Origin of the sequence: Bacillus sp. 166amftsu, assembly GCF_900107445.1 — a bacterium.
GTDB classification, from domain to species: domain Bacteria; phylum Bacillota; class Bacilli; order Bacillales; family Bacillaceae_G; genus Bacillus_A; species Bacillus_A arachidis.
On record NZ_FNQA01000011.1, the window covers coordinates 46,826 to 67,638 of the forward strand.

The following is a 20,813-nucleotide window of genomic DNA, read 5'->3' on the forward strand; positions in this document are numbered from 1 at the left end:
ATAGAAAAAGAGATTTATTTTTCTCAAAATCTAACTAGACTTACAAAGGGAGGAATTGAAAGATGAAACTAGGCATTGTAATTTTCCCATCAAAAATGATTCAAGATAAAGCGAACGGATTGCGTAAGCGTTATGATCCGCATTATGCATTAGTTCCACCACATATTACATTAAAAGCACCCTTTGAGGCACCAGATGAGCAATTAGAAGCAATTGTACAAGAACTGCATACAATCGCAAACAAAACAAATCCGTTTACCCTTCATGTTGGAAAGGTAAGCTCATTCGCACCTGTTAATAATGTTCTTTATTTCAAAGTAGAAAAAACACCTGAACTTACATTGTTAAATGAAGAAATGCATAAAGGATTCTTCACACAAGAGCGTGAATATGCATTCGTACCACATTTAACAATTGGACAAAATTTATCAGATGCAGAGCATGCTGATGTATTAGGTCGCTTACGTATGAAAGACTTTTATTACGAGCAACCAATCGACCGTTTCCACCTTCTATATCAATTAGAAAATGAAACATGGACAGTATATGAAACATTCCATATTGGAAAGGGGAACAACTAATTTGCAAGCACAAATCGTACAAACAGATCAGCAGCTAAGAGACGCATTCTCTGTACGCAAACAAGTCTTTGTTGAAGAACAACATGTGTCTGCTGAAGAAGAATACGATGAATTTGAAGAAACTTCCAAACACATCGTTATATATGATGAGGATATTCCAGTTGGGGCAGGTCGCTTTCGCATCGTTGATGACATCGGGAAAATGGAACGGATATGCGTTCTCGCTTCCCATCGCAAAAAGGGTGTCGGAAAAATCATTATGGACTCGCTCGAAGCATATGCGAAAGAAGAATCGCTACCAAAATTGAAACTTCATGCGCAAACACAAGCGGAACCTTTTTATAAGAAGCTCGGATATGAAACTGTTTCTGATGTATTTATAGAAGCAGATATACCACATGTTGTTATGATAAAAGAAATTTAATCTAATGAAAAAAGCCTTAGCCTATAAGAATATAGAGCTAAGGCTTTTTCTATTAGCTAGAAGTATAACTCAATCAGATTATAATCCCTATCAAGAAATCTGATACCAATCAATTTTATGTGTTAATTGTTGTATTAACTGTTAAATTATTCGTAGAAGTTGACGTAGAAGCTGCTGTTACATTAATAAATTCTAGCATTACAGGCTGGCTTTCTGTAAGTGCTGCACCAAGAACTACTTGTGTTGTCGATAAAGTCGTCATAAGATCCGCTTGTTGAAGCACACCATTCACGTACAGATTCACATAAGAATCACCTGCTATAGCAGGTAAATTTACTACTGCCGTTCCGCTATCATCTGCAAAATTCGCTGCAGGAATTGTAGTAACTCCTCCTACAACCATCCCTGCCGTTACAAACGCCACAAATCTGTTACCAGTAGGAGTAACGGTCGTATTCGTCGTTGTTGTAACCTCTCCTGAAATCGTACTCGTTGCTGTAATTACCATTTTAATAAGAGAAACTGCCATCGTATAGATTTCATCCTTTCTTAATATATAGTAATAAACTGAAGTGTAATTGGCGCACCTTTTACTGGAGCTTCATTAATTAAAAGTGTCAATTGCCCCTCTTCAACTCTATAAGCTATGGGTAGTTGAAGAACACCATTCACAAATAAATTTATACACGAAACTTGATTCGGTGACAAAATCTGTGTAGTTCCATACTCCTGTAGCCCATCACTATTTGTATAAATTAACTTCTGACCATCTGAAAGAGCATAATAAATTTCATTTGTTACTCTCCTAGGTCCTGTCGGCGCATTACAAACTGGAAATGCAACGTAGTGACAACAACAGAGACTCTCTTCCCTTCTCTTCACAATACATGACCTCTCTATTTTTGATAGACTATCATATACACCACTATAGAAAATGCACTTTAAATATATTAATATTCTAAATCCTTATTTTTGCGCAAACGTATGTCCTATACTTTTCAAAAATTCTACATAAAACTGACCCCAGTATTCAAAATATCCGAATGCAAACATGTCCATATACTCTTTTTAACATTGCCTTTTCGCCTTTCTTCCGATAAAGTTATTATTTGATCCCATATTTGAAGGTGAAGTTATGACAATGGAGAAATTTTCGCAAAAATTATTAACACATGCTAGCATTCCGCAGGCAATATATCATATCCCGAAAACCTCTGTTGATTTAATCCCAGAGAAAGAAGCAGATGCAGCTTATTTTCGTGCCCTAGAGCGACAAGGCGTCTATTTAAATGAAAAACAATTAGAAGCAGTCAGAACGACAGAAGGCCCTGTTCTTACATTGGCCGGAGCTGGGAGCGGGAAAACATCTGTGTTAACAACTCGCGTTGGCTATTTAATTAATGTAAAAAATGTTCATCCACGCAACATTTTACTACTTACGTTTACACAAAAAGCTGCTGAAGAAATTCGAAGCCGCGTAGCAGGTTTACCTGGAATGAACCGTTCTGCAAGCCAATATGTCGTCGCAGGCACATTCCATTCCGTCTTTTTAAAATTGCTTCGCAGTCAAGGATACAACCAGCAGATTTTAGCAAATGAAAAACATAAACAAATTATGATAAAGAAAATTTTGAAAGAATTGCGCTTAAAAGACGATTATGACGCAGAAACAATGCTCGCAATGATTTCACTCGAGAAAAATAAATTAAATCGTCCAAAAGATGTACAAGCAAAAACACCCGTTGAACAAGAATTCCGTGAAGTATATGAACGCTATGAAGATGTAAAACAAAGATACGGATATATAGACTTTGATGATATCTTACTAGAAACATTCTATATGCTTGAAAATAACGCACCTTTATTAACGCAATTACAAAATAGATTCCATTACATTGAAGTCGATGAATTTCAAGATACGTCGTATGCGCAATATGAGATTGTAAAACTGTTAGCTTCGCCGCGAAATAATTTATTTATCGCGGGAGATGACGATCAAGCGATATATGGCTGGCGCGGCGCGAGCCATCAAATTATCTTATCCTTCCCAAAAGAATTTGAAGATACAACCATTATTGCTTTAAATACAAATTATCGTTCTAATCCATTTATCGTTGGTCTTGGAAACGAAGTCATTAAACTGAATCAAGAACGCTTTAAAAAAGAATTATATTCTGTTCATGAAGAAGGTATACAGCCATTTTATGCACGCCCTGCCACTACTCTTGATGAGGCAAATCAAATCCTGCAACTCATTCAAGATAAAGTAGCGAGCGGCGAACGAGAATACAAAGACTTTTGTTTGCTGTATCGTACGCACTCTGTCAGTCGTTCTTTACTCGACCAACTAACGATTCATAAAGTTCCGTTTATCAAACACGGTGCAAGCCAATCGTTCTATGAGCATTCTTTAATTAAGCCCGTACTCGATCAGCTACGTCTCGCATATGAACCGTTTCGAATCGAATCGCTCTCAAACATATTGCCGACGATGTATATCGGCCGTGATGAATGCATCTCATTTATTGAACGCGAGCAGTGGAAATACGGCGAAGGAAGATTCCCTTCCCTCCTCCATTTTCTATTGCTAAATCCGAGTTTAAAACCATTCCAAGTCAAAAAAATAAACGAACGGATTGACTTCATTAAATTCATTAAAGAATTAGAACCAAAGAAAGCACTAAAAGAAATTATTAAAGGTAAAGGTAAATATCTAGAATACCTACAAAGCAATGACCGCTCTTCCTTTACGATGCATAAAGACATACAAGAAGAAATGCTCGAAGAATTAATGGAATCGGCTACTCGATTTACCGATATCCCTTCCTATTTAGAATTTGTAAGCGCAGCGATTCAAAGCCAAAAAGAAATGGAAGCATTAAAAACAATGCAACAAAAAGATGCAGTTTCTCTCATGTCAATTCACAATGCAAAAGGACTGGAATTCCCATGTGTCTTTTTACTTGGAGCAAGCGATGGTATACTGCCTCATTCTTCTTCTTTAAAAGATGCAAATGACCGTGTGACTGATACTTCTGAAGCGTTAGAAGAAGAAAGAAGGCTCATGTATGTCGCCATCACTCGCGCAAAAGAAGAACTGTATATTTCCTCTCCGCAATTTTTTAGAGGAAAAAAATTAGATGTATCGAGATTTTTATATATTGCCCAGAAAGACTTACAAAAAAATCCAACACCTTAACATATGGTGCTGGATTTTTTCATATATTCCTCAAATAATATCCTGCTTATTGTCCAATACAATTCGTCAAATCCGCCACTGCTTTAAACAGGAATCACCTTTGTCCTCCGTAATATCGACTCTTCTCGACTCATATTCTAATAGTAAAAACTTGAGGGTAGGGAAGTGAACAATATGAGCTGTAATTCTAGCGACGGGCATGATACATACTTTGATGAAAGCTGTGTATGTAATGTTGTCAAATTCATACATGAATTACAAGAATGCACATCTACTGCTTATTCATCGCAGTATAATGCTCCATTCCTTGGTTCGCATTATGCAGCAAAAGCAGCAAACACACGGCCATTTATTTTATTCACAAATTCAGGAAACCCATTCGAATTATCTGTTCCTTCTGCAAATAAATATTGCCGCTCTCCTATTTTCCGTGTACAAAGTGTAGATAAAAATTGCTACGCCGTGCTTCAAGCATTGATCGTTATTGTAGGAAAAGAACCTGACACGAGCCCAAACCCTGTTTGTACTTACTTAAGTATTCCACATGCTGAATTGCATGCAACTTCCTCTCGTGTCACGGTTGATTTACATTGTTTTTGTGGTATTCAATGTTTGCGTGATGCATTTGTTACAATCTGCTGAGCATATAACAGCATAGTATAACCTTTTAACATATATAATTTTTCTCGTCCATTAGCTTCCCGATTCTTCACTGTAGTATCTCAATATGTCCGCAAAATTACCCCTTCGCTATATGCCATGCTTTAAAGGCATATCCCCCCTCCGATACAATATAGCTTCATTGTCTTATTACAAAAATTCTTTTTCATATATTTTCATACAAAACAAAAACACTCACGATAACATGAGTGTTTTTCAACCTTGATTTTGTTGATTAGAAATGTTTTTTTTCTTACCACAATTACAACCCTTTTTCTTTACGAAGCCTTGCTGTTGTAATTGGTGTGCCTGTTGCTGATATAACTGTTGTTGCTGCGCTTGTTGCTGCATTTGCTGCCACTGTTGAAGACTATATGGATTGGATTGCAGATTATCTTCCATAACAAACATCTCCTCTGCTGTGCATTTCTATCTATTCACTATATGAACAGCCTATCCTTTCTGTTCACCTATTTTTACGCTATTAAAGTCCGATTTTTCAACTAATCATCAGTTAAAAACCTCTATTCTTCAACAAATCGTCCAATTATCGTTTCAATAATAGCCGCTGCCCCGGCGAGTGCCAATAACGCTAATACAGGTTCTGCAACTTTAGGAATCCAATGATAAAAGAGAAGTAAAAATGCACTAATCCATACACCTGTACACCAATAACAACTTAACAATTCACCAATCCATTTTTGGAGTCCAGTCCCCTTCACTTTCATATATGTAGACATGGTTCCGTCTTGTTCTTGAATTTGTACTTCTTCAATAAAAGGAGAGCGTATAAAGCTGGTAATTTTATCGTATACAATGAGACGCGTAAACCGAAACACAGCTAACGAAAAAATAAAGAATAAAAACCAACTATTGGAGAACATTCTTCTCATCTCCTTATTTCTATTTACCGAAACATAAAACATATCGTAAGCATCCAAAGCCGAAGACTTTACTCTCCTTTAAATGAGGACAAATAAAGGCTTATCCCGAAAAAAAAACATCCTATGAACCGTAACCGATTTGCTCCTATTTCAATACTCTAATAGTGTAAATGAAAACTAAATATAAGGAGTGAAATTCATGAGTTGTAAAGATGAAAGACATGATCATCACCATCACCGCTCAAACTGCGTATGTGACGTGGTAAAATTTATCGATGAATTGCAAGATTGTGCTTCTTCTGCTTGCCCAACAGGCTGTGACGTTCCATTTTTAGGAGCAAATCAAGGCGCTAAATTCGCAAACACTCGCCCTTTCTTGTTATATACTACAGAAGGAGAGCTTTTTTCTTCCGTATTCTTCCAAGAAAACAATCCTGGAATATCAAGTGATGATATCTGTGCAAGTGCCCCTATTTATCGCGTAGCGAGCGTAGATGATTGCTGCGCTGTATTACAGATATTAGTTCCGCCTGGACTTACTCCAGAAACGGCTGCAACACCTGAGGATATTGTTTGTGCGTTTTTAAAACAAACAATACCACAATTAATCTCTACAAATTTATCTATTACAGTCGATTTAAATTGTTTCTGTGCGATTCAATGTTTACGTGATGTAAATGTTCCAGGCGTATAATCGCTTGATTAGAACAATTTGTAAAACAAAAAAACTATGAGGTGGTAGGTGTTCCTACCACCTTTTCTATATCCCCATAATTTGAATCGATACAATCTCTTCAAACTTCACTTGGAATTTTTCGAATGTTTGTGCTGAATTAATAGATACATAACCATCTTCATACGAAATGATAAACCCTACATATATATCCTTCACTGTTATTATGCGGCATTTTACATTTGGAATGTAATGCGGTCTATGAAGAAAAAAATATATTTTCTCTTCATTGTCCATATCCTTAAACGATTTTTTCGTCAAATCTTTTAAAAAAATTTGTGGCTTCCCATCCTCTTTTTCTTCCGCTAACTCATCTATCACCTCTGTTGATTCTTCGGCTTCTTCTAACACCTCTGTTACTTCTGTTACTTCCACTAACTCAATACCTTCTATAATGTCTGAACTTCCTTGTTGTTCTTGTTCTGTTAGTATTTCTTCATCCGATGTAACGATTTCTTCTTGAACAAATGGCCCTACTTTATCTTCCTCGACGACTTGCTCTTCTTTCACAACATTTTGCACTTCTTCTTTTTTTTCAGAAACGCTTTGATTCAATTTAAGAATAAACGTTTGTTGTATATTCCACTTACTTTTCTCCAAATTAGGTTCTGCCGTATAAAGACGAGGCTGGTTTTTTATATCCTCAGTTTGCTTTTTAGTCAAGGTTCTCCCTCCTGTCAACAACACTTCTCTTCAAAGTATATTCCCAAAAGTGAAGAACTTGCCTTTAAATTTATCAATAATAAGGAATAGACATCATTTCTTATAGGAATATTGCAAACCAAAATGTGTCAAAAAGAGGTGTCCCATTTTCAAAGATAAGCAGTACCATTATTTTTTATCCTTCATACAATATATTAAAGTTTCTATATTTTAAATTTCATACAAGAAATTAGGAGGAATTGATTTGGATAGGTTTCATAATTGCATACCACTTAATTGTTTATTCCCTTTACCCCAAACCGGGGCGACTGGGCCGACTGGACCAACTGGGCCGACTGGGCCTACTGGACCGACTGGGCCTACTGGGCAAGCTGGAACAGGAAATACTGGCCCAACTGGGCCGACTGGACCAACTGGGCCGACTGGACCGACTGGGCTGACTGGGCCGACTGGGCCAGGGTGCTGTCCATGTACCAACCTGCTCAACAATCCTGGATTTGATGATGGAGCTACAGGTGGTGTTATAGGTTGGAATTTTTCAGCTGGAGCCACAGTAGTAGATACAGGAACTCAGCCAGACAACAACTCCCACAGCGGCGTTTTGATCAGTCCAACCGGAGCTCGCATCCAGGCTGTACAAATTGAACCTGGAGCATTTATCACCCAATCTGTCCATGTTGATCCAGGTTGTTGCTATACACTTTCCTTTGCTGCTAGTGCAAGAGCTCAGGCACTGCTCGTAGCATCTGTATCTTTTAGCGCAGGCTTAGATTGCGTGACCCCGCCTTCACCTCAGAACATCGTTGGTCAGAATATTCCGAACATTGTACCGAATAATAATCACCCTCAATCTACCTTCTCTCATTATACTCTCGTTGTATGTGTGCCTGCCGGTGCGACAAGAGCGTGTATTTCTTTCCAAAACATCTTAGTCTCACCTGGACCGGGAGGATCAGCCTTTATCGACAACGTCGTATTCCAACCTACCGGTGGAGGTTGTGATCCAAATTCATGCGAGCAGAATTTCTAATTGATTGACGAAATCGTAGCTCCATAGTGGAGCTACGATCTACAGGCTGTGGAGAAACTCTTCTCCACAGCCTGCTTTGTATCTGAATGCTTTTTCATCTGTCATTACGAAGTTTCTATTACATATTCTCTCAGCGCTTCTTCCCATTTCCTCATAGGAGCAAAAACATTCAGTTCCAAACATAATAGCTGTAACACCAAATAGTATGACCTTTCTACTTTCGCTCCATATTCTTCTGTTTTCACAGGAAGAATCGTAACACTAGTTCCTATTTCTTGAAAAATATCAGTATACTATCATTCATAAAGGTAGAATACTTCTTTTTTAGTTTGTTCACAAATCTAAGAATTCCTTATCTTTTTTCTGTTTACAAGAGAAAGCTCCTTTACACCTTTTAGAGTAAATACCTGGTACCATTATTTTTACCATTCATACACTGTATTGTTGTCACCATTTATTAATAAATTTTATACAGAAGATGAGGAGGAACTAACTTGGATAGGTTTAATCAACATAACTGCATACCGCTTAATTGTTTATTCCCTTTACCTCAACCCGGACCAACTGGACCTACTGGACCGACCGGACCGACTGGGCCAACTGGGCCGACTGGACCGACTGGTAACACTGGAAATACCGGAAACACCGGTAATACTGGACCGACTGGGCCAACTGGAGCTGCTGGAACAGGTAATACTGGACCGACCGGACCGACTGGGCCAACTGGGCCAACTGGAGCTGCTGGAACAGGTAATACTGGACCGACCGGACCTACGGGGCCGACTGGACCTACGGGGCCGACTGGACCTACGGGACCGACTGGACCTACGGGGCCGACTGGACCTACGGGGCCGACTGGACCTACGGGGCCGACTGGACCTACGGGGCCGACTGGACCTACGGGGCCGACTGGACCTACGGGGCCAGGTTGTTGTCCATGTAACAACCTACTCCACGATCCTGGATTTGATGGTACGACTGGAGCATTTGTTACAGGTTGGAATCCGACGGCTAGAGCACTCTTAAACGACCAGCAGCAAAACACCCACAGCGGTATTTTGGTCACAGGCTCAGCCAGCCCACCCAACCAACAAGGCCCAGCCGGCGGAACACGCATCCTAGCCTTAGAGCTTCAACCAACTTCAGTAGGCGCAGCGGTCTTCACAAGTGTCAGCCAGACTGTCCATGTCGATCCGGGTTGTTGTTATACGCTTTCCTTTACTGCTGATGTAAGGGATGGAGCTATACCTGTAGCATCCGTTTCTTTCCCACAGATTCCACTGCCAACGGGAACGCCATGTCCTCCTAGCCCTGCGGATATTGCAGGTTCACAGAATACTCAAAATCCTATTCCACACATTGTCCTACAAGGTCATCAAGGTCAGAGTTCCTTCCAACCTTACACTCTCGTTGTATGTGTGCCTGACAATGCCACATTAGCGTGTATTACTTTCCAAAACATCTTAGTCGACAATGGAAATGGAGGAACGGCCTTTATTGACAACGTCGTATTCCAACCTACTGGCGGAGGTTGTGATGGTTGTGTGCAGAATTTTGTCTAATTAATTGACAAAATCACAGCTCCTTAATGGAGCTACGATTTACAGGCTGTGGAGAAAGTCTTCTCCACAGCCTGTTTTGTATCTGAATGCTTTTTCATCTGTCATTACAAAGTCTCGATTACATATTCTCTCAGCGCTTCCTCCCACTGTCTCATAGGAGCAAAACCATTCAGTTCTAGGCACAGGTGCTGTAAAACTGAATAGCGTGGTCTTTCTGCTTTCGCTCCGTATTCTTCTGTTTTCACAGGGATAACATTAACATCCGCTCCCATTTCCTGAAAAATACGAGCAGCAAACTCAGACCAAGAACATTCCCCTTGATTGGACACATGGTAAGTTCCATATTGATTCGTTTGTATAATCTCTCCAGCTTTACATACTAGATCTTTTGTATAAGTAGGACACCCAATTTGATCTCCCACAACGCGTAGCTCCTTTTTTGTCTGAGCCAACGTCTGCATTGTCCGTACAAAGTTTGGACCCTCTCCGCCATACAGCCACGATGTTCTCGTAATAAAGTACCGACTGTGAAAGTTTTTTACTGCTTCTTCCCCCGCTAGCTTAGAAGCACCATACACATTAAGGGGATTTGTTTGATCAAATTCATGATAATCACGTGTTTGCATTCCATCAAATACATAATCCGTACTAAAATAAACAAGTTTCGCTCCTATTGCTTCCGAAGCTACTGCTATATTTCTTGTCCCCAATGCATTTACAGCATATGCTTCTTTCCAATTTTCTTCCGCAGCATCTACTTTTGTGTATGCAGCACAATGAATGACGATATCTGGATTTAGATTTTTTATAGTAGAGAAAACTGATGTTGTATCTGTAACATCTAATTCTTTCCTTGTGAAACGATACAATGTGCAGTCCTTTTCTGCAAAATACGCAACAAATTCTTTACCAAGCTGACCTCCTGCTCCTGTAACGAGTACTTTCACTTTATCTCACCTACTCTTCAACGGCTTCCACCATTGTTCATTCTCCCTATACCATTCTATTGTATCCTCTAAGCCTTTTGTAAATGAGTATACCGGTTTCCATCCCAACTCTCTCTGTAACTTAGACGAATCAATCGCGTATCGCCAATCATGAGCAAGGCGGTCTGGAACGAATGATATCATACGCTTGGATTTTCCTAGCTTTTCTAAAATCGTTTCCACAATCTCTATGTTTCTCTTTTCATTATTGCCTCCAACATTATATATTTCTCCGTCTCTTCCATTATGCAGAACTAAATCAATTGCTGCGCAATGATCGAATACATGAAGCCAATCCCGCACGTTTTGTCCCGTCCCGTATACAGGAAGTTCCTTATCTTCCATTGCATTTGTAATCATAAGCGGAATGAGTTTCTCTGGATATTGATATGGACCATAATTGTTAGAACAGCGTGTAACAATTACAGGAAGTTTGTACGTTTCGAAATAAGAAAGAGCGATTAAATCCGAACTGGCTTTACTAGAAGAATAAGGGCTATTTGGTGAGATAGGAGTCTCTTCCGTAAAATGACCCGTTTCTCCTAGAGATCCGTACACTTCATCTGTTGAAATGTGAAGAAATCGCTGAACACCGAAAGCTTTAGCAGCTTCTAATAATACAGCTGTTCCTACTATGTTTGTCGTATAAAATTCCATAGGACCTTGTATACTTCTGTCTACGTGCGATTCCGCTGCAAAGTGCACAATACTATCAATTTTGTAATCTTGCATTACAGCTTGAATTTTCTCAGCATCTCTTATATCTCCTTGTATAAAGGTATAATTACTAAGAGGCTCTATATCTTTGATACTAGATAAATTGCCAGCGTATGTTAACAGATCATAATTAATAACACGGGAATCAGGATACTTCTTGAGAAAATAACGAACAAAGTTACTACCGATAAATCCTGCTCCTCCTGTGACTAGTACATTCATGTCGATATCTCCTTAAATTGAAAGTAATGAGTGGTTTCGTTGAACTTAGGCAACATGCCATCTTTTTCTGATAAAACCGGGTTACTTACGGGCCATGAAATAGCAAATTCTTCATCATTCCATGCGATTCCACTATCACATGACGCATCGTAAAATTCATCAACTTTATAATGTACAATTGTATGAGGAACGAGTGTACAAAAACCATGTGCAAATCCTTTTGGTACAAGTAACAGTCGATGATTATCACCCGTTAGCAAAAATGTTTGCCATTTCTTATAGGTTGGAGATCCCTTCCTCAAATCTACAATGACATCGAAAATCGCACCTTGTATAACCTGTACGAGCTTTGTTTGAGCTCTTGGTTCCAATTGAAAATGCAGCCCTCTTATTACACCCGCTTCCTTTGAGTACGATGTATTATCCTGTACAAATTTGTGATGGATGCCGAATTGCTGCAGCACCTTTTCATTATAGCTTTCTTTAAAATACCCACGCGCATCATGAAACACACTTGGTTCAATGAACTTAACATCAGAAAGCGATGCAGGAATCGTCTTCAAACCTTCTCTCCCCCTCTATTAAACTCATCACCAAAATCTACATGCTGCGCTAATGTATTCGCTTTATGCAGTGAATGGTGCGTTCCAGCATCCGTCCACCATCCTTGCAGCGTATCATAGGTAAGTACTCCTCTTTCCAAATACTCATTATTAATATCTGTTACTTCCAATTCTCCTCGATTAGAGGGTTTTAACTGACTGATCATCGAAAACACACTGTTATCGTACATATAAATTCCGATTACAGCATAGTTACTTTTTGGAGACGCCGGTTTTTCTTCAATACATACAACCTTACCATCTTGAATATGAGGAACCCCAAAGCGCTGTGGGTCATCTACTTCTTTTAATAAAATTCTTGCTCCCACCTCTTGTTTTCTGTAATTTTCCACATACGGTTTCAAGCTGTCAGAAAAAACATTATCTCCTAAAACGACAATCATCTTCTCATTTCCTACAAACGTCTCACATAATCCAAGTGCTTCAGCAATTCCTCCAGCTTTCTCTTGCACACGATATGTGAAGGACACCCCAAAATCAGCCCCACTGCCAAGAAAACTGACTACATCACCCATATGTTCTTTCCCGGTAATGACAATAATATCTGTTATGCCGCATTCTCGAAGCTTATATACAGAGTGATAAATCATTGGATAGCGACCGACGGGCAGTAAATGTTTATTTGTGATCTTTGTAATAGGGTACAATCGAGATCCAGTTCCACCGGCAAGGATAATCCCTTTCATTTTATCCCTCCCCCTTCAAAACATTTTTATTTTTGGTTCATACACTACAACTTTCAATCTCCATACATTATCAGTTGGATCCTGCAAACTCTCTACATACCCTATATATGTGCATAATGCTTTTCTATATTCCTCTTTAGCTAATTCCTTGCTTGTAAAGGAGCTTATCTTCCATTAAAGAACTACTAAACCGTTTATACGCTCTTCTGTTCTATCATCTAAAAATATTGGCACATTTAATCTCTTACTTTACTATCTATGATTTTATAAGCAAAGGCATATACTCTTGTATAAATACTTTTCTATACGCTTCATATGAACGTGCATCAAAGTCATCCCCGCAACAATGTATACACCATGATTCTAATTGACTTGCTACCCCTACTTTATATCCTTTCTTAAGAAACTCTAAACACTGCGAAATATCATAAAAGTGGTAGCCCGTAAACAAGTCTTCTCGCCAAGGTAAATCATATTGTGTAACCATTAACAGTCCATCTATCGCTTGCACGGGCACATAAGGTATACAATGCTCGTGCTGCTCAAATGTAAGCGTGCGAAAAGCTCCTCTTCTCTCCTCAATAACTTTCCCAACTCTCTCCTTTCCCTCCCACCATATCCCACTCTTAGGGATGTTTTTACATCCAATCATTCCAAGCATTCCCAACGAAGAATCATTTTGAAATAAAGATAATACGCTAAATAAAAAATAGGGGGAAATAATGAATGTATCTTGATGTAGATAAATTTTATACTTGGCATCATGTAGCATTGCTTGGTTGTATCCTTGTGTCATACTCTTAGAATTACGAACCGCTAAAAATTCTATAGTATACGTTTCTGGAACGTACAAGCATTGTATATGTCTCTTACATTTTTCATATAGATGATCATCATTCACACACGTAACAAATAAAAATGTATTTTCACTCATTGTCCAATTCACTCTCCTTAAATTTACCGTTTAAGAGCCAGTTGAAAACATCATTTGCACCGAAGCAACAGCTACACTATTATTTAGAAACAGTATTTTTTATTCTCCTCAACCGCTTCAGCACCTTGATTACAGTGAAATTAGATCTGACTATTGTTCTAGCCATCATTTAGCTGCAGTTGATAAACAATTATTTCGTCTTTTATATAAAGAAAAATACTCGCTACACACCGCTTTTTACGCTCTAACCTACCCTACTTCAGAATAGCCGTATAGATTTCCAAATACCTTTAAACAACTCCTATCTTTTATTTCCCTTACACATTATATTTACTATCTACATATATATGTCTTTCGTACAAGCGATATAGTTGAAAGCAGAAAATAAAGAAATCGTTTTCATTACCCTGTTATGTAAAAAATAACCATTTAACAAGTTTTAGAATACCTATCATAAGAAAAGAGCTTTCTCATCAATCATGAGAAAGCCCCAGTAATTAAATATATTCTACTTTACATTTCATAATTTTGTTGTAATATTTCTTTATTCTTTATAAAAAAAAGAAATCGTTTCCTCTAATCCTTTAAGCAATGAAAATTGTGGGTGCCAATTCAAGTATTTTCTAGCTTTATCCTTTGATAAATAACTATGAATAATGTCCCCCGGTCTCTCCTCTTTGTATATTCTTTTATCTTCTATTTTTATTAAATTATAATTTGTATCCAGCAGTTCATTGACTGAAATTTGTTGATTCGAACTTATATTACATATTTGATTGTCAGCATTTTTTAATGCTAAGAAGTTAGTATGCGCTACATCTTTAACAAAAATAAAATCTCGTGTTTGATTTCCCTTACCTTATATAATTGGACTATCATTCTTTAATAAACAATCTATAAAAATGGAAACGGCACCAGCCTCTCCATCTGTATTCTGCCTTGTACCATAAACATTGGAATATCTAAGAATTGTATACTTTAAACCATAAAGCTTTGCAAATAATTGAATATATGCTTCACTGGTCAGTTTTGATAAACCGTAAAATGATACAGGATTAAGAACATGGTTCTCATCAATAGAGAAGTATTGGGGATTACCGTATACAGCAGCAGTTGATGCATAAATAATTTTTTTCACATTATACTTTATACAAGCTTGAAGAATATTAACAGTAGCCATTACATTCTCACTGTAATCGTAAAATGGCTTTTTTACAGATTCCTGTACAGATACTTGTGCCGCTTGATGTATCACAAAATCAGGTTTTTCAGCCATGAAGATTTTATCGATATTTGGATCCCTTATATCAAAATGATAGAAGGCAACTTTTGATGGAATATTATACTCATACCCAGTAACTAAATTATCAACAACCACTGTATCTATATTGTTTTCCAATAAGAAATCAACAATATAGATACAGGTCCACCTGTGACTAAAGCTTTCAAATATTTGCTCTCCCAAAAATTATATTTCCCTAAATATAAAACAACTAAAAATATTTGATGTCCCAATCAATAGAATAATCGTTTCTATAACATTAATGTCGTTATAATTTATGTTGACGATATACTTTTTACTACGGTAAGCCCTATAACTCTTTAACGTCAGCTTAAAGAGACTCACAAAATTAAAGCCTACTGCATATGATACATCTAGCGCATGCCTAATATGGTTTCCGCACATAAAGTAAAACAAAATACTTACATGCTTTACCATTGTAATTAATTACGTATATGAAGTTGCACATACCAATAGCGCACCCATTAGATTGCAAGGCAAATGATTAAAATGAGGAGAATTTGTAAGATTGAAAGTTATTAACAATACTTTAGAAGACATATAACTCTTTATTAGCACTTGTTCAAAGTATATAAAATCAGATGTTGTTGTACGAATAAAACCTTTTGAACAAAATAGGGGGGAAAATAGTGGCTAAAAATAAATTAAAAACAAAAAAACGCATAGAATCACAAAAGAAAATATGTCTTTGTATGATTGTAAAAAATGAATCAAAAATTATAGAAAGATGTTTAAATCCAACTAAATCTATCATTGATTTTGTTTCGATTTGTGATACAGGTTCGACTGATGGAACACCTGAAATTATTGAAAACTGGTGCAGGGAAAATAATATACCTGGCACTGTGCACCATGAACCTTTTAAAAATTTTGGATATAATCGAAGTTTAGCTGTGTCTTTGGCGCAAAAAACTTATCCAGAGGCTGATTATTTGTTGTTGCTCGATGCTGATATGGTTTTAGAAGTTAAACCTCATTTTGATAAGTGTAGCTTAGATAAGGATCATTATTTGACTATGCAATATGATAGTCACATTAAATATTGGCTTTCTCGTATTCTTAAAACATCTTTACCATGGCGATCCGTTGGAGTTACACATGAATATTGGGATTTAGATCGTTCTAAATTAAAGGCTGATCAGCTTACTTACTTTGATACAGTTGAGAAACTCGATAGTCTAATTATCAATGATCAAGGAGACGGTGGGAGTAAGAGTGATAAATTTGAACGAGATAAACGGTTGCTATTAGAAGGAATTCACGATGAAGCAACCCCACCCGATTTAAAAATCAGATACATGTTTTACTTAGCACAAACATTATCCGTTCTCAATGAACTAGATGAAGCAATCAAATGGTATAAAAAAAGAGTGGAAGCGGGCGGATGGGCGGAAGAAGTATTTTATGCCCTCTTACAAATTGGTCTCCGTTATGAACGTTTGGCAAATACAGCTTCTTTCCAACGTGAGCAATTAATTATAGAGTCAGAAAAAAACGAATCAAAAGTTGATCAATCTACAATAGATACCTTCATCCATCAGGAAGAACAATTTTTTTCTCTTGCTACTACTTATCTTCAAAATGCTTGGGAGTACAGACCCTGTAGAGCGGAACCTTTATCCCACCTTGCAAGAATGTATCGACTGAAAGCAAAAAATAGCATAAGTTTGATGTATGCGTTACAAGGAAAAGAAATTCCTTTCCCAAAAGAAGATATTCTTTTTGTAGATTACCATGTCTACGACTATCTTTTTGACTATGAAATTTCCATATGTGCGTACTATATCGAAAACAAACGCCACTTAGGTCGTGCTGCTCAGAAACGTCTTCAATCTAAAATCAAACAATTACCACCACATATAGCAAGTGTTGTCGAAAGTAACTCTAAGTTTTATTAATGCCATGACTGTTAGTAACGTTGGTAAAATAGTTCTTCTGTAATTTTAGTGAAGGAATACAGGGTATCATAATACCCCTAATCCACATTATTTCAAGAATATATTATGTAGTTTGATAGAATACTTCTCTAGCTCGCCTATATATTCGTCATTTGATAACCTTGAGTCGATTAACATAACCTTTAACAAGTCTATTACTCCTAGAATAAGATAAGACATGTTGCACAATCTCTATATCTGTTCGGATATATTTGATAAATTGTTGTATTTCAGATATGTCATTCTTCTTTACTTGTATCAACCATTTTTCAAAGCTATTTTGTTCTGCGCAGGAAAGAATTCGCTTGAGCATAGATAAACTTGTAGTTTATGCCTAGAAATCATTATTATGTCTTCGCCTTTTCGATTCCTTTCCTGCTTTCATGAAATTCCTTAGCGCTGAAAGTACTTGTAAAAGTTTTCAAACAACAGGCTGTTAGGGATTAGCACTATATTGTTTATTTTTTTCCTATTTCAGAGGAGTTTTTAATGGTACATATTTATTCAATAAGTATAAAACCACTCTTAACAGGTGTCCAAATTCATTAAGGGCTAAATAGATTCCACACGGTTAAAAATGGGGGTCATTCACTAATCAATAGAACCGCTCTATTGGTTTTTATGATATTTTAAATATTATTTCCTGTATATTTCTTTTGTAATTCATGTGATTTATTAAATATATCTTTAAATTTTTCATCATATCCCTTAGGAAATAAGACCCCTAAACCATATGAATGTGTAAATTCAAGATAAGGATATTGTTGTTTTAAAGTATCCCATAATTTACATACCCCAAAATCACGATCATATACTGCAATATCATGAAATAAAATTATACCTCTCTTTGCAACTTTAGGTAACCATGTTTCAAAATCATGCGAAACAGCTTCAAATGTATGATAACCATCAATATGCAATAAATCTATACTTTCATCTTCAAATGAATTCAATGCATCGTCAAATGTGGAACGAATCATACATCCTATACTTGGATAGCACTGGGTTGTGATGTTAGTAACAGTTTCAAAAACCTCATTTCCATATAACCCACCATGTAAATCGCCTTGCCAAGTATCAATAGCAAAACATTTAACTGCAAGTTTTTCATCTTTAATCCCTTGACAAAAGCTATAAAAAGAAGAACCATAATATGTCCCCAATTCAACTATTTTTCCAGGTTTCATAAATCTTACTAGATCATATGCAAAGTTATTATGTCCACTCCATGTCGAAAGAAGCCTAACAGATGGATTAATACGATCAACATCAAATACAGGATTATAATATACCCATTTCATAAACAATCCTCCTAAAATTCATTTATCGATGTGAATATATATTCCAAGGGAGTAGAACTGGTCTTAACATTTTTCTAATAAAGCATGTTAAATGTGCACTAACATTTCAACCATTCCATTAGTGTCTCAGATAAACATTTCGGTAATAAAACTGATGCGTTATATCTACGTAAATCGCACATAAGCCTTCATACGCATATCCTTTACGGAAACGAACTGTTGATAGCAAAACATCATGGCTAATTGGAAGTTGTATGGCATAAGCAACTTGTAGAAGCAATTTTTCGTAAAACTTTTTCATGTACCTCTCATCTTATCTTGTATAAAAACCCGTTAGGATGAAAGGTTACAAAAAACTTATGTTTACTTTTATCTATGACAAACTCATTATTTTCCTTTAAAAATTCTGTTAGTGCTTCCATTGGCCCTGGTCCCCAATTTGGTAATACAGGATGACCATTTATGTTCGTATCTTCTACAACTAAATAGCTTCCTTTAGTAACTACTTTACTATATAATTCCAATTCATTTAGCACATGATTTTTACTATGATCGGAGTCCAAAATTACCATGACCACATCTTCCGGATTAATCATGCTTTGTACTTTTTCCATAGCTTCAGAGGATGTTGAAGATGCTCGTAAATAAGTTAATCGTGGGTGATTAGGAAGGTTGGGCTGAGGTGCGATATCAATAGAAAGAACTTGCCCCTTTTGGATTAAATCCAGCATTGATGAAAAAAACAGAGCGCTTCCTCCCTCATATGTCCCACATTCAATAATAAGATCAGGCTTAATTTCATAAATGATTTCCTGATATAAAAATAAATCTAAAGGAGACTTGTGAACTGGAACACCTAGCCATTTGTTTGTGGACCATACTAAGCTATCATAGAAATGTTTATGAAACTCTTGAATAAAATCACTCATATAAAACACCTCTTTTGAATTTTTCATGTATTTCATAAAAGTGGGTGACACAAAACATAATATGCCTAAAGGTAAGAGTTATGAATTAATTCATTCTAGAAAGCGAAGTAACTAGACTCAGAAAGACGCTATATAAAAAACTTGATGTCGCATAGAAAAATATAGATATTCCCCTTTGTAATGCACACTATCTTTTTTAATTCTTCGTAATCGTACCTAAAAGCATTTCCTCTAGAACAATATGTATCTTTTCTTCTAACATCCATATTCTTCGTACCGTAATATCCCACGTCTTTGATAAAGGAACTAACTAGAAGTTACATAGTGGCAAGGCATGCAGCTGAAAGTTATGAAATCATTTGTGTCACGGGAAACTTCTCCAGATTGTCAGCTTTGTAGAGATATGTTGTCAAGAATCATAAGAATAGGCTTTTTTCTCTCTTGAAACTGTCATAACCATTTGGAATCAACTTTCACATATTCTTCCTTGTGAAATCAATTTGTGCATATGCATCAAAAGACATACTAATGACTGGTTTTCCTTATATAGTTTGTTTGTGTCTACTATCAATTGAAACGGTATAATTTTCTATGTTTTTTGTATATGCATAAGTGTTGTGACAAGTTTCATGTAAATGAGAGAAATCTATAAAATTATCTGCATCATTTCAACTAATCTTTAAATTAATTCATTTGCATCAATGCCCCACTTTTTTATGAACTTTGCCCTGTTTTCATTAGATATTGATATTATATTCAGCTCGCTATCTTTAAAGGTTGAGTTTCCATCGTGATGAACAAATGTATCACCTGCTATAAGCAACCTAAAACCACATCGAGATGCTCGATAGCAATAATCAGCATCTTCATAGTTTCCTATCATATATTGTTCATCCATTTCCCCTATTTGTTCCATTACTTTACGTTTAAATAATAAGCAGAAACCACTTAGAATAGTTGCTGGTTTCCATTTGGAGGCATCATGTATATTGTGCTTTAGAGCAAAATCATGATATTCTGTTTCATTAGCATAGTTTACTCGATATAACTGTTTTGGAAGCGTCATATTAGACAATGGTCCTACCATGCCCACTTGAGAATCAGAGTTTAGCGTTTGAAGAAGGTTAAAGAGCCAATTATGTGAGACAATTGTGTCATTGTTTAATAATAATATTTGTGTTCCTTTTGCTATCTTCATACCTTGATTACATCCTGCAGCAAACCCTTTATTCTGCTTATTACATATTAACTTGATATCTGAAAGTTTTTTCAAGTACTTTAAAGTTTCATCTGTCGAACCGTTGTCAACCATGATTAACTCGTATGGCTGACCAGTAAATCTATAAATACTATCTATACATGTTTTAGTTTTTTGAAAATTGTTTAAAGTCAATATGATAATACTTGTTAATGACATATATACACACCCTTATTAAAGA

Annotated in this window: 22 protein-coding genes and 1 pseudogene; 8 read left to right on the forward strand and 15 right to left on the reverse strand. The window is 36.6% G+C overall.

Translation table 11 applies throughout. The annotated features are described in order from the left end of the window. Positions 1–62: 62 nt before the first annotated feature. Positions 63–581: a YjcG family protein gene (locus tag BLV40_RS20025; protein WP_090693181.1), complete on the forward strand. Its 519-nt coding sequence runs from the start codon at positions 63–65 to the stop codon at positions 579–581. A 1-nt stretch (position 582) separates the two neighbouring features. Then, positions 583–1,005, forward strand: coding sequence for a GNAT family N-acetyltransferase (locus BLV40_RS20030; RefSeq protein ID WP_026591477.1), 423 nt, complete (start codon positions 583–585; stop codon positions 1,003–1,005). Between the two features lie 115 nt (positions 1,006–1,120). On the opposite strand, the gene BLV40_RS20035 is transcribed toward BLV40_RS20030, so the two are convergent. Both BLV40_RS20035 and BLV40_RS29435 read right to left on the reverse strand, forming a co-directional pair. Then, positions 1,121–1,534, reverse strand: a complete 414-nt coding sequence (locus BLV40_RS20035; protein WP_090693188.1) for a DUF4183 domain-containing protein — start codon at positions 1,532–1,534, stop codon at positions 1,121–1,123. 20 nt (positions 1,535–1,554) lie between these two features. Next, positions 1,555–1,887 (reverse strand): DUF4183 domain-containing protein, encoded by a 333-nt coding sequence (locus BLV40_RS29435; RefSeq protein ID WP_348519732.1) that lies wholly within the window; start codon positions 1,885–1,887, stop codon positions 1,555–1,557. Between the two features lie 253 nt (positions 1,888–2,140). Here BLV40_RS29435 and BLV40_RS20045 point away from each other — a divergent pair, with 253 nt between their 5' ends. Then, the gene (locus tag BLV40_RS20045; protein ID WP_090693193.1) at positions 2,141–4,204 is read left to right on the forward strand and encodes an ATP-dependent helicase; all 2,064 of its coding nucleotides are present in this window, start codon (positions 2,141–2,143) and stop codon (positions 4,202–4,204) included. Between the two features lie 174 nt (positions 4,205–4,378). Further along, positions 4,379–4,846 carry a CotY/CotZ family spore coat protein gene (locus BLV40_RS20050; protein ID WP_090693196.1) on the forward strand — a complete coding sequence of 156 codons (468 nt, stop codon included), beginning with the start codon at positions 4,379–4,381 and terminating at the stop codon, positions 4,844–4,846. 234 nt (positions 4,847–5,080) lie between these two features. On the opposite strand, the gene BLV40_RS20055 is transcribed toward BLV40_RS20050, so the two are convergent. Beyond that, positions 5,081–5,275 carry a cytochrome C oxidase subunit III gene (locus BLV40_RS20055; RefSeq protein WP_139265579.1) on the reverse strand — a complete coding sequence of 65 codons (195 nt, stop codon included), beginning with the start codon at positions 5,273–5,275 and terminating at the stop codon, positions 5,081–5,083. 113 nt (positions 5,276–5,388) lie between these two features. Further along, positions 5,389–5,748: a DUF1360 domain-containing protein gene (locus BLV40_RS20060; protein WP_090693203.1), complete on the reverse strand. Its 360-nt coding sequence runs from the start codon at positions 5,746–5,748 to the stop codon at positions 5,389–5,391. A 199-nt stretch (positions 5,749–5,947) separates the two neighbouring features. Here BLV40_RS20060 and BLV40_RS20065 point away from each other — a divergent pair, with 199 nt between their 5' ends. Further along, positions 5,948–6,442, forward strand: coding sequence for a CotY/CotZ family spore coat protein (locus BLV40_RS20065; protein WP_026591483.1), 495 nt, complete (start codon positions 5,948–5,950; stop codon positions 6,440–6,442). A gap of 66 nt (positions 6,443–6,508) precedes the next feature. Here the strand turns inward: BLV40_RS20065 and BLV40_RS20070 are convergent, their stop codons facing one another. Beyond that, positions 6,509–7,144, reverse strand: a complete 636-nt coding sequence (locus BLV40_RS20070; RefSeq protein ID WP_090693206.1) for a CotO family spore coat protein — start codon at positions 7,142–7,144, stop codon at positions 6,509–6,511. Between the two features lie 244 nt (positions 7,145–7,388). On the opposite strand from BLV40_RS20070, the gene BLV40_RS20075 reads away from it, so the two are divergent. Next, positions 7,389–8,174: a carbohydrate binding domain-containing protein gene (locus tag BLV40_RS20075; protein WP_090693210.1), complete on the forward strand. Its 786-nt coding sequence runs from the start codon at positions 7,389–7,391 to the stop codon at positions 8,172–8,174. 494 nt (positions 8,175–8,668) lie between these two features. Further along, a complete protein-coding gene (locus BLV40_RS20085) occupies positions 8,669–9,736 on the forward strand; it encodes a hypothetical protein (RefSeq protein WP_170833681.1) in 1,068 nt (355 codons plus the stop codon). A gap of 104 nt (positions 9,737–9,840) precedes the next feature. Here BLV40_RS20085 and rfbD read toward each other — a convergent pair whose 3' ends face one another. The 6 genes and pseudogenes from rfbD to BLV40_RS20115 form a co-directional block, all read right to left on the reverse strand. Then, positions 9,841–10,683, reverse strand: coding sequence for a dTDP-4-dehydrorhamnose reductase (rfbD, locus tag BLV40_RS20090; protein WP_090693213.1), 843 nt, complete (start codon positions 10,681–10,683; stop codon positions 9,841–9,843). A gap of 6 nt (positions 10,684–10,689) precedes the next feature. Beyond that, positions 10,690–11,661 (reverse strand): dTDP-glucose 4,6-dehydratase, encoded by a 972-nt coding sequence (rfbB, locus tag BLV40_RS20095; RefSeq protein WP_090693217.1) that lies wholly within the window; start codon positions 11,659–11,661, stop codon positions 10,690–10,692. Continuing rightward, positions 11,658–12,224 (reverse strand): dTDP-4-dehydrorhamnose 3,5-epimerase, encoded by a 567-nt coding sequence (gene rfbC / locus BLV40_RS20100; protein WP_090693219.1) that lies wholly within the window; start codon positions 12,222–12,224, stop codon positions 11,658–11,660. The genes rfbB and rfbC overlap by 4 nt, the downstream gene beginning before the upstream one ends. Beyond that, the gene (locus tag BLV40_RS20105; RefSeq protein ID WP_090693223.1) at positions 12,221–12,970 is read right to left on the reverse strand and encodes a sugar phosphate nucleotidyltransferase; all 750 of its coding nucleotides are present in this window, start codon (positions 12,968–12,970) and stop codon (positions 12,221–12,223) included. Before BLV40_RS20105 ends, rfbC begins: the two co-directional genes overlap by 4 nt. Before the next feature lie 256 nt (positions 12,971–13,226). Continuing rightward, positions 13,227–13,904, reverse strand: coding sequence for a glycosyltransferase family protein (locus BLV40_RS20110; protein ID WP_090693226.1), 678 nt, complete (start codon positions 13,902–13,904; stop codon positions 13,227–13,229). Between the two features lie 544 nt (positions 13,905–14,448). Continuing rightward, positions 14,449–15,282: pseudogene (locus BLV40_RS20115) on the reverse strand (NAD-dependent epimerase/dehydratase family protein). A 554-nt stretch (positions 15,283–15,836) separates the two neighbouring features. Between BLV40_RS20115 and BLV40_RS20120 the strand changes: the two are divergent. After that, the gene (locus BLV40_RS20120) at positions 15,837–17,105 is read left to right on the forward strand and encodes a glycosyltransferase (RefSeq protein WP_090693230.1); all 1,269 of its coding nucleotides are present in this window, start codon (positions 15,837–15,839) and stop codon (positions 17,103–17,105) included. A 668-nt stretch (positions 17,106–17,773) separates the two neighbouring features. Here BLV40_RS20120 and BLV40_RS20125 read toward each other — a convergent pair. The 4 genes from BLV40_RS20125 to BLV40_RS20135 form a co-directional block, all read right to left on the reverse strand. Continuing rightward, positions 17,774–18,445 (reverse strand): class I SAM-dependent methyltransferase, encoded by a 672-nt coding sequence (locus tag BLV40_RS20125; RefSeq protein ID WP_090693233.1) that lies wholly within the window; start codon positions 18,443–18,445, stop codon positions 17,774–17,776. A gap of 118 nt (positions 18,446–18,563) precedes the next feature. Further along, positions 18,564–18,746, reverse strand: coding sequence for a hypothetical protein (locus tag BLV40_RS28145; RefSeq protein ID WP_139265580.1), 183 nt, complete (start codon positions 18,744–18,746; stop codon positions 18,564–18,566). Between the two features lie 7 nt (positions 18,747–18,753). After that, on the reverse strand, positions 18,754–19,374 hold the full coding sequence (locus BLV40_RS20130) for a cephalosporin hydroxylase family protein (protein WP_244525429.1): 621 nt from the start codon (positions 19,372–19,374) through the stop codon (positions 18,754–18,756). Positions 19,375–20,053: 679 nt separating this feature from the next. Further along, positions 20,054–20,791 (reverse strand): glycosyltransferase family 2 protein, encoded by a 738-nt coding sequence (locus BLV40_RS20135; protein ID WP_026590425.1) that lies wholly within the window; start codon positions 20,789–20,791, stop codon positions 20,054–20,056. Positions 20,792–20,813: the final 22 nt, after the last annotated feature.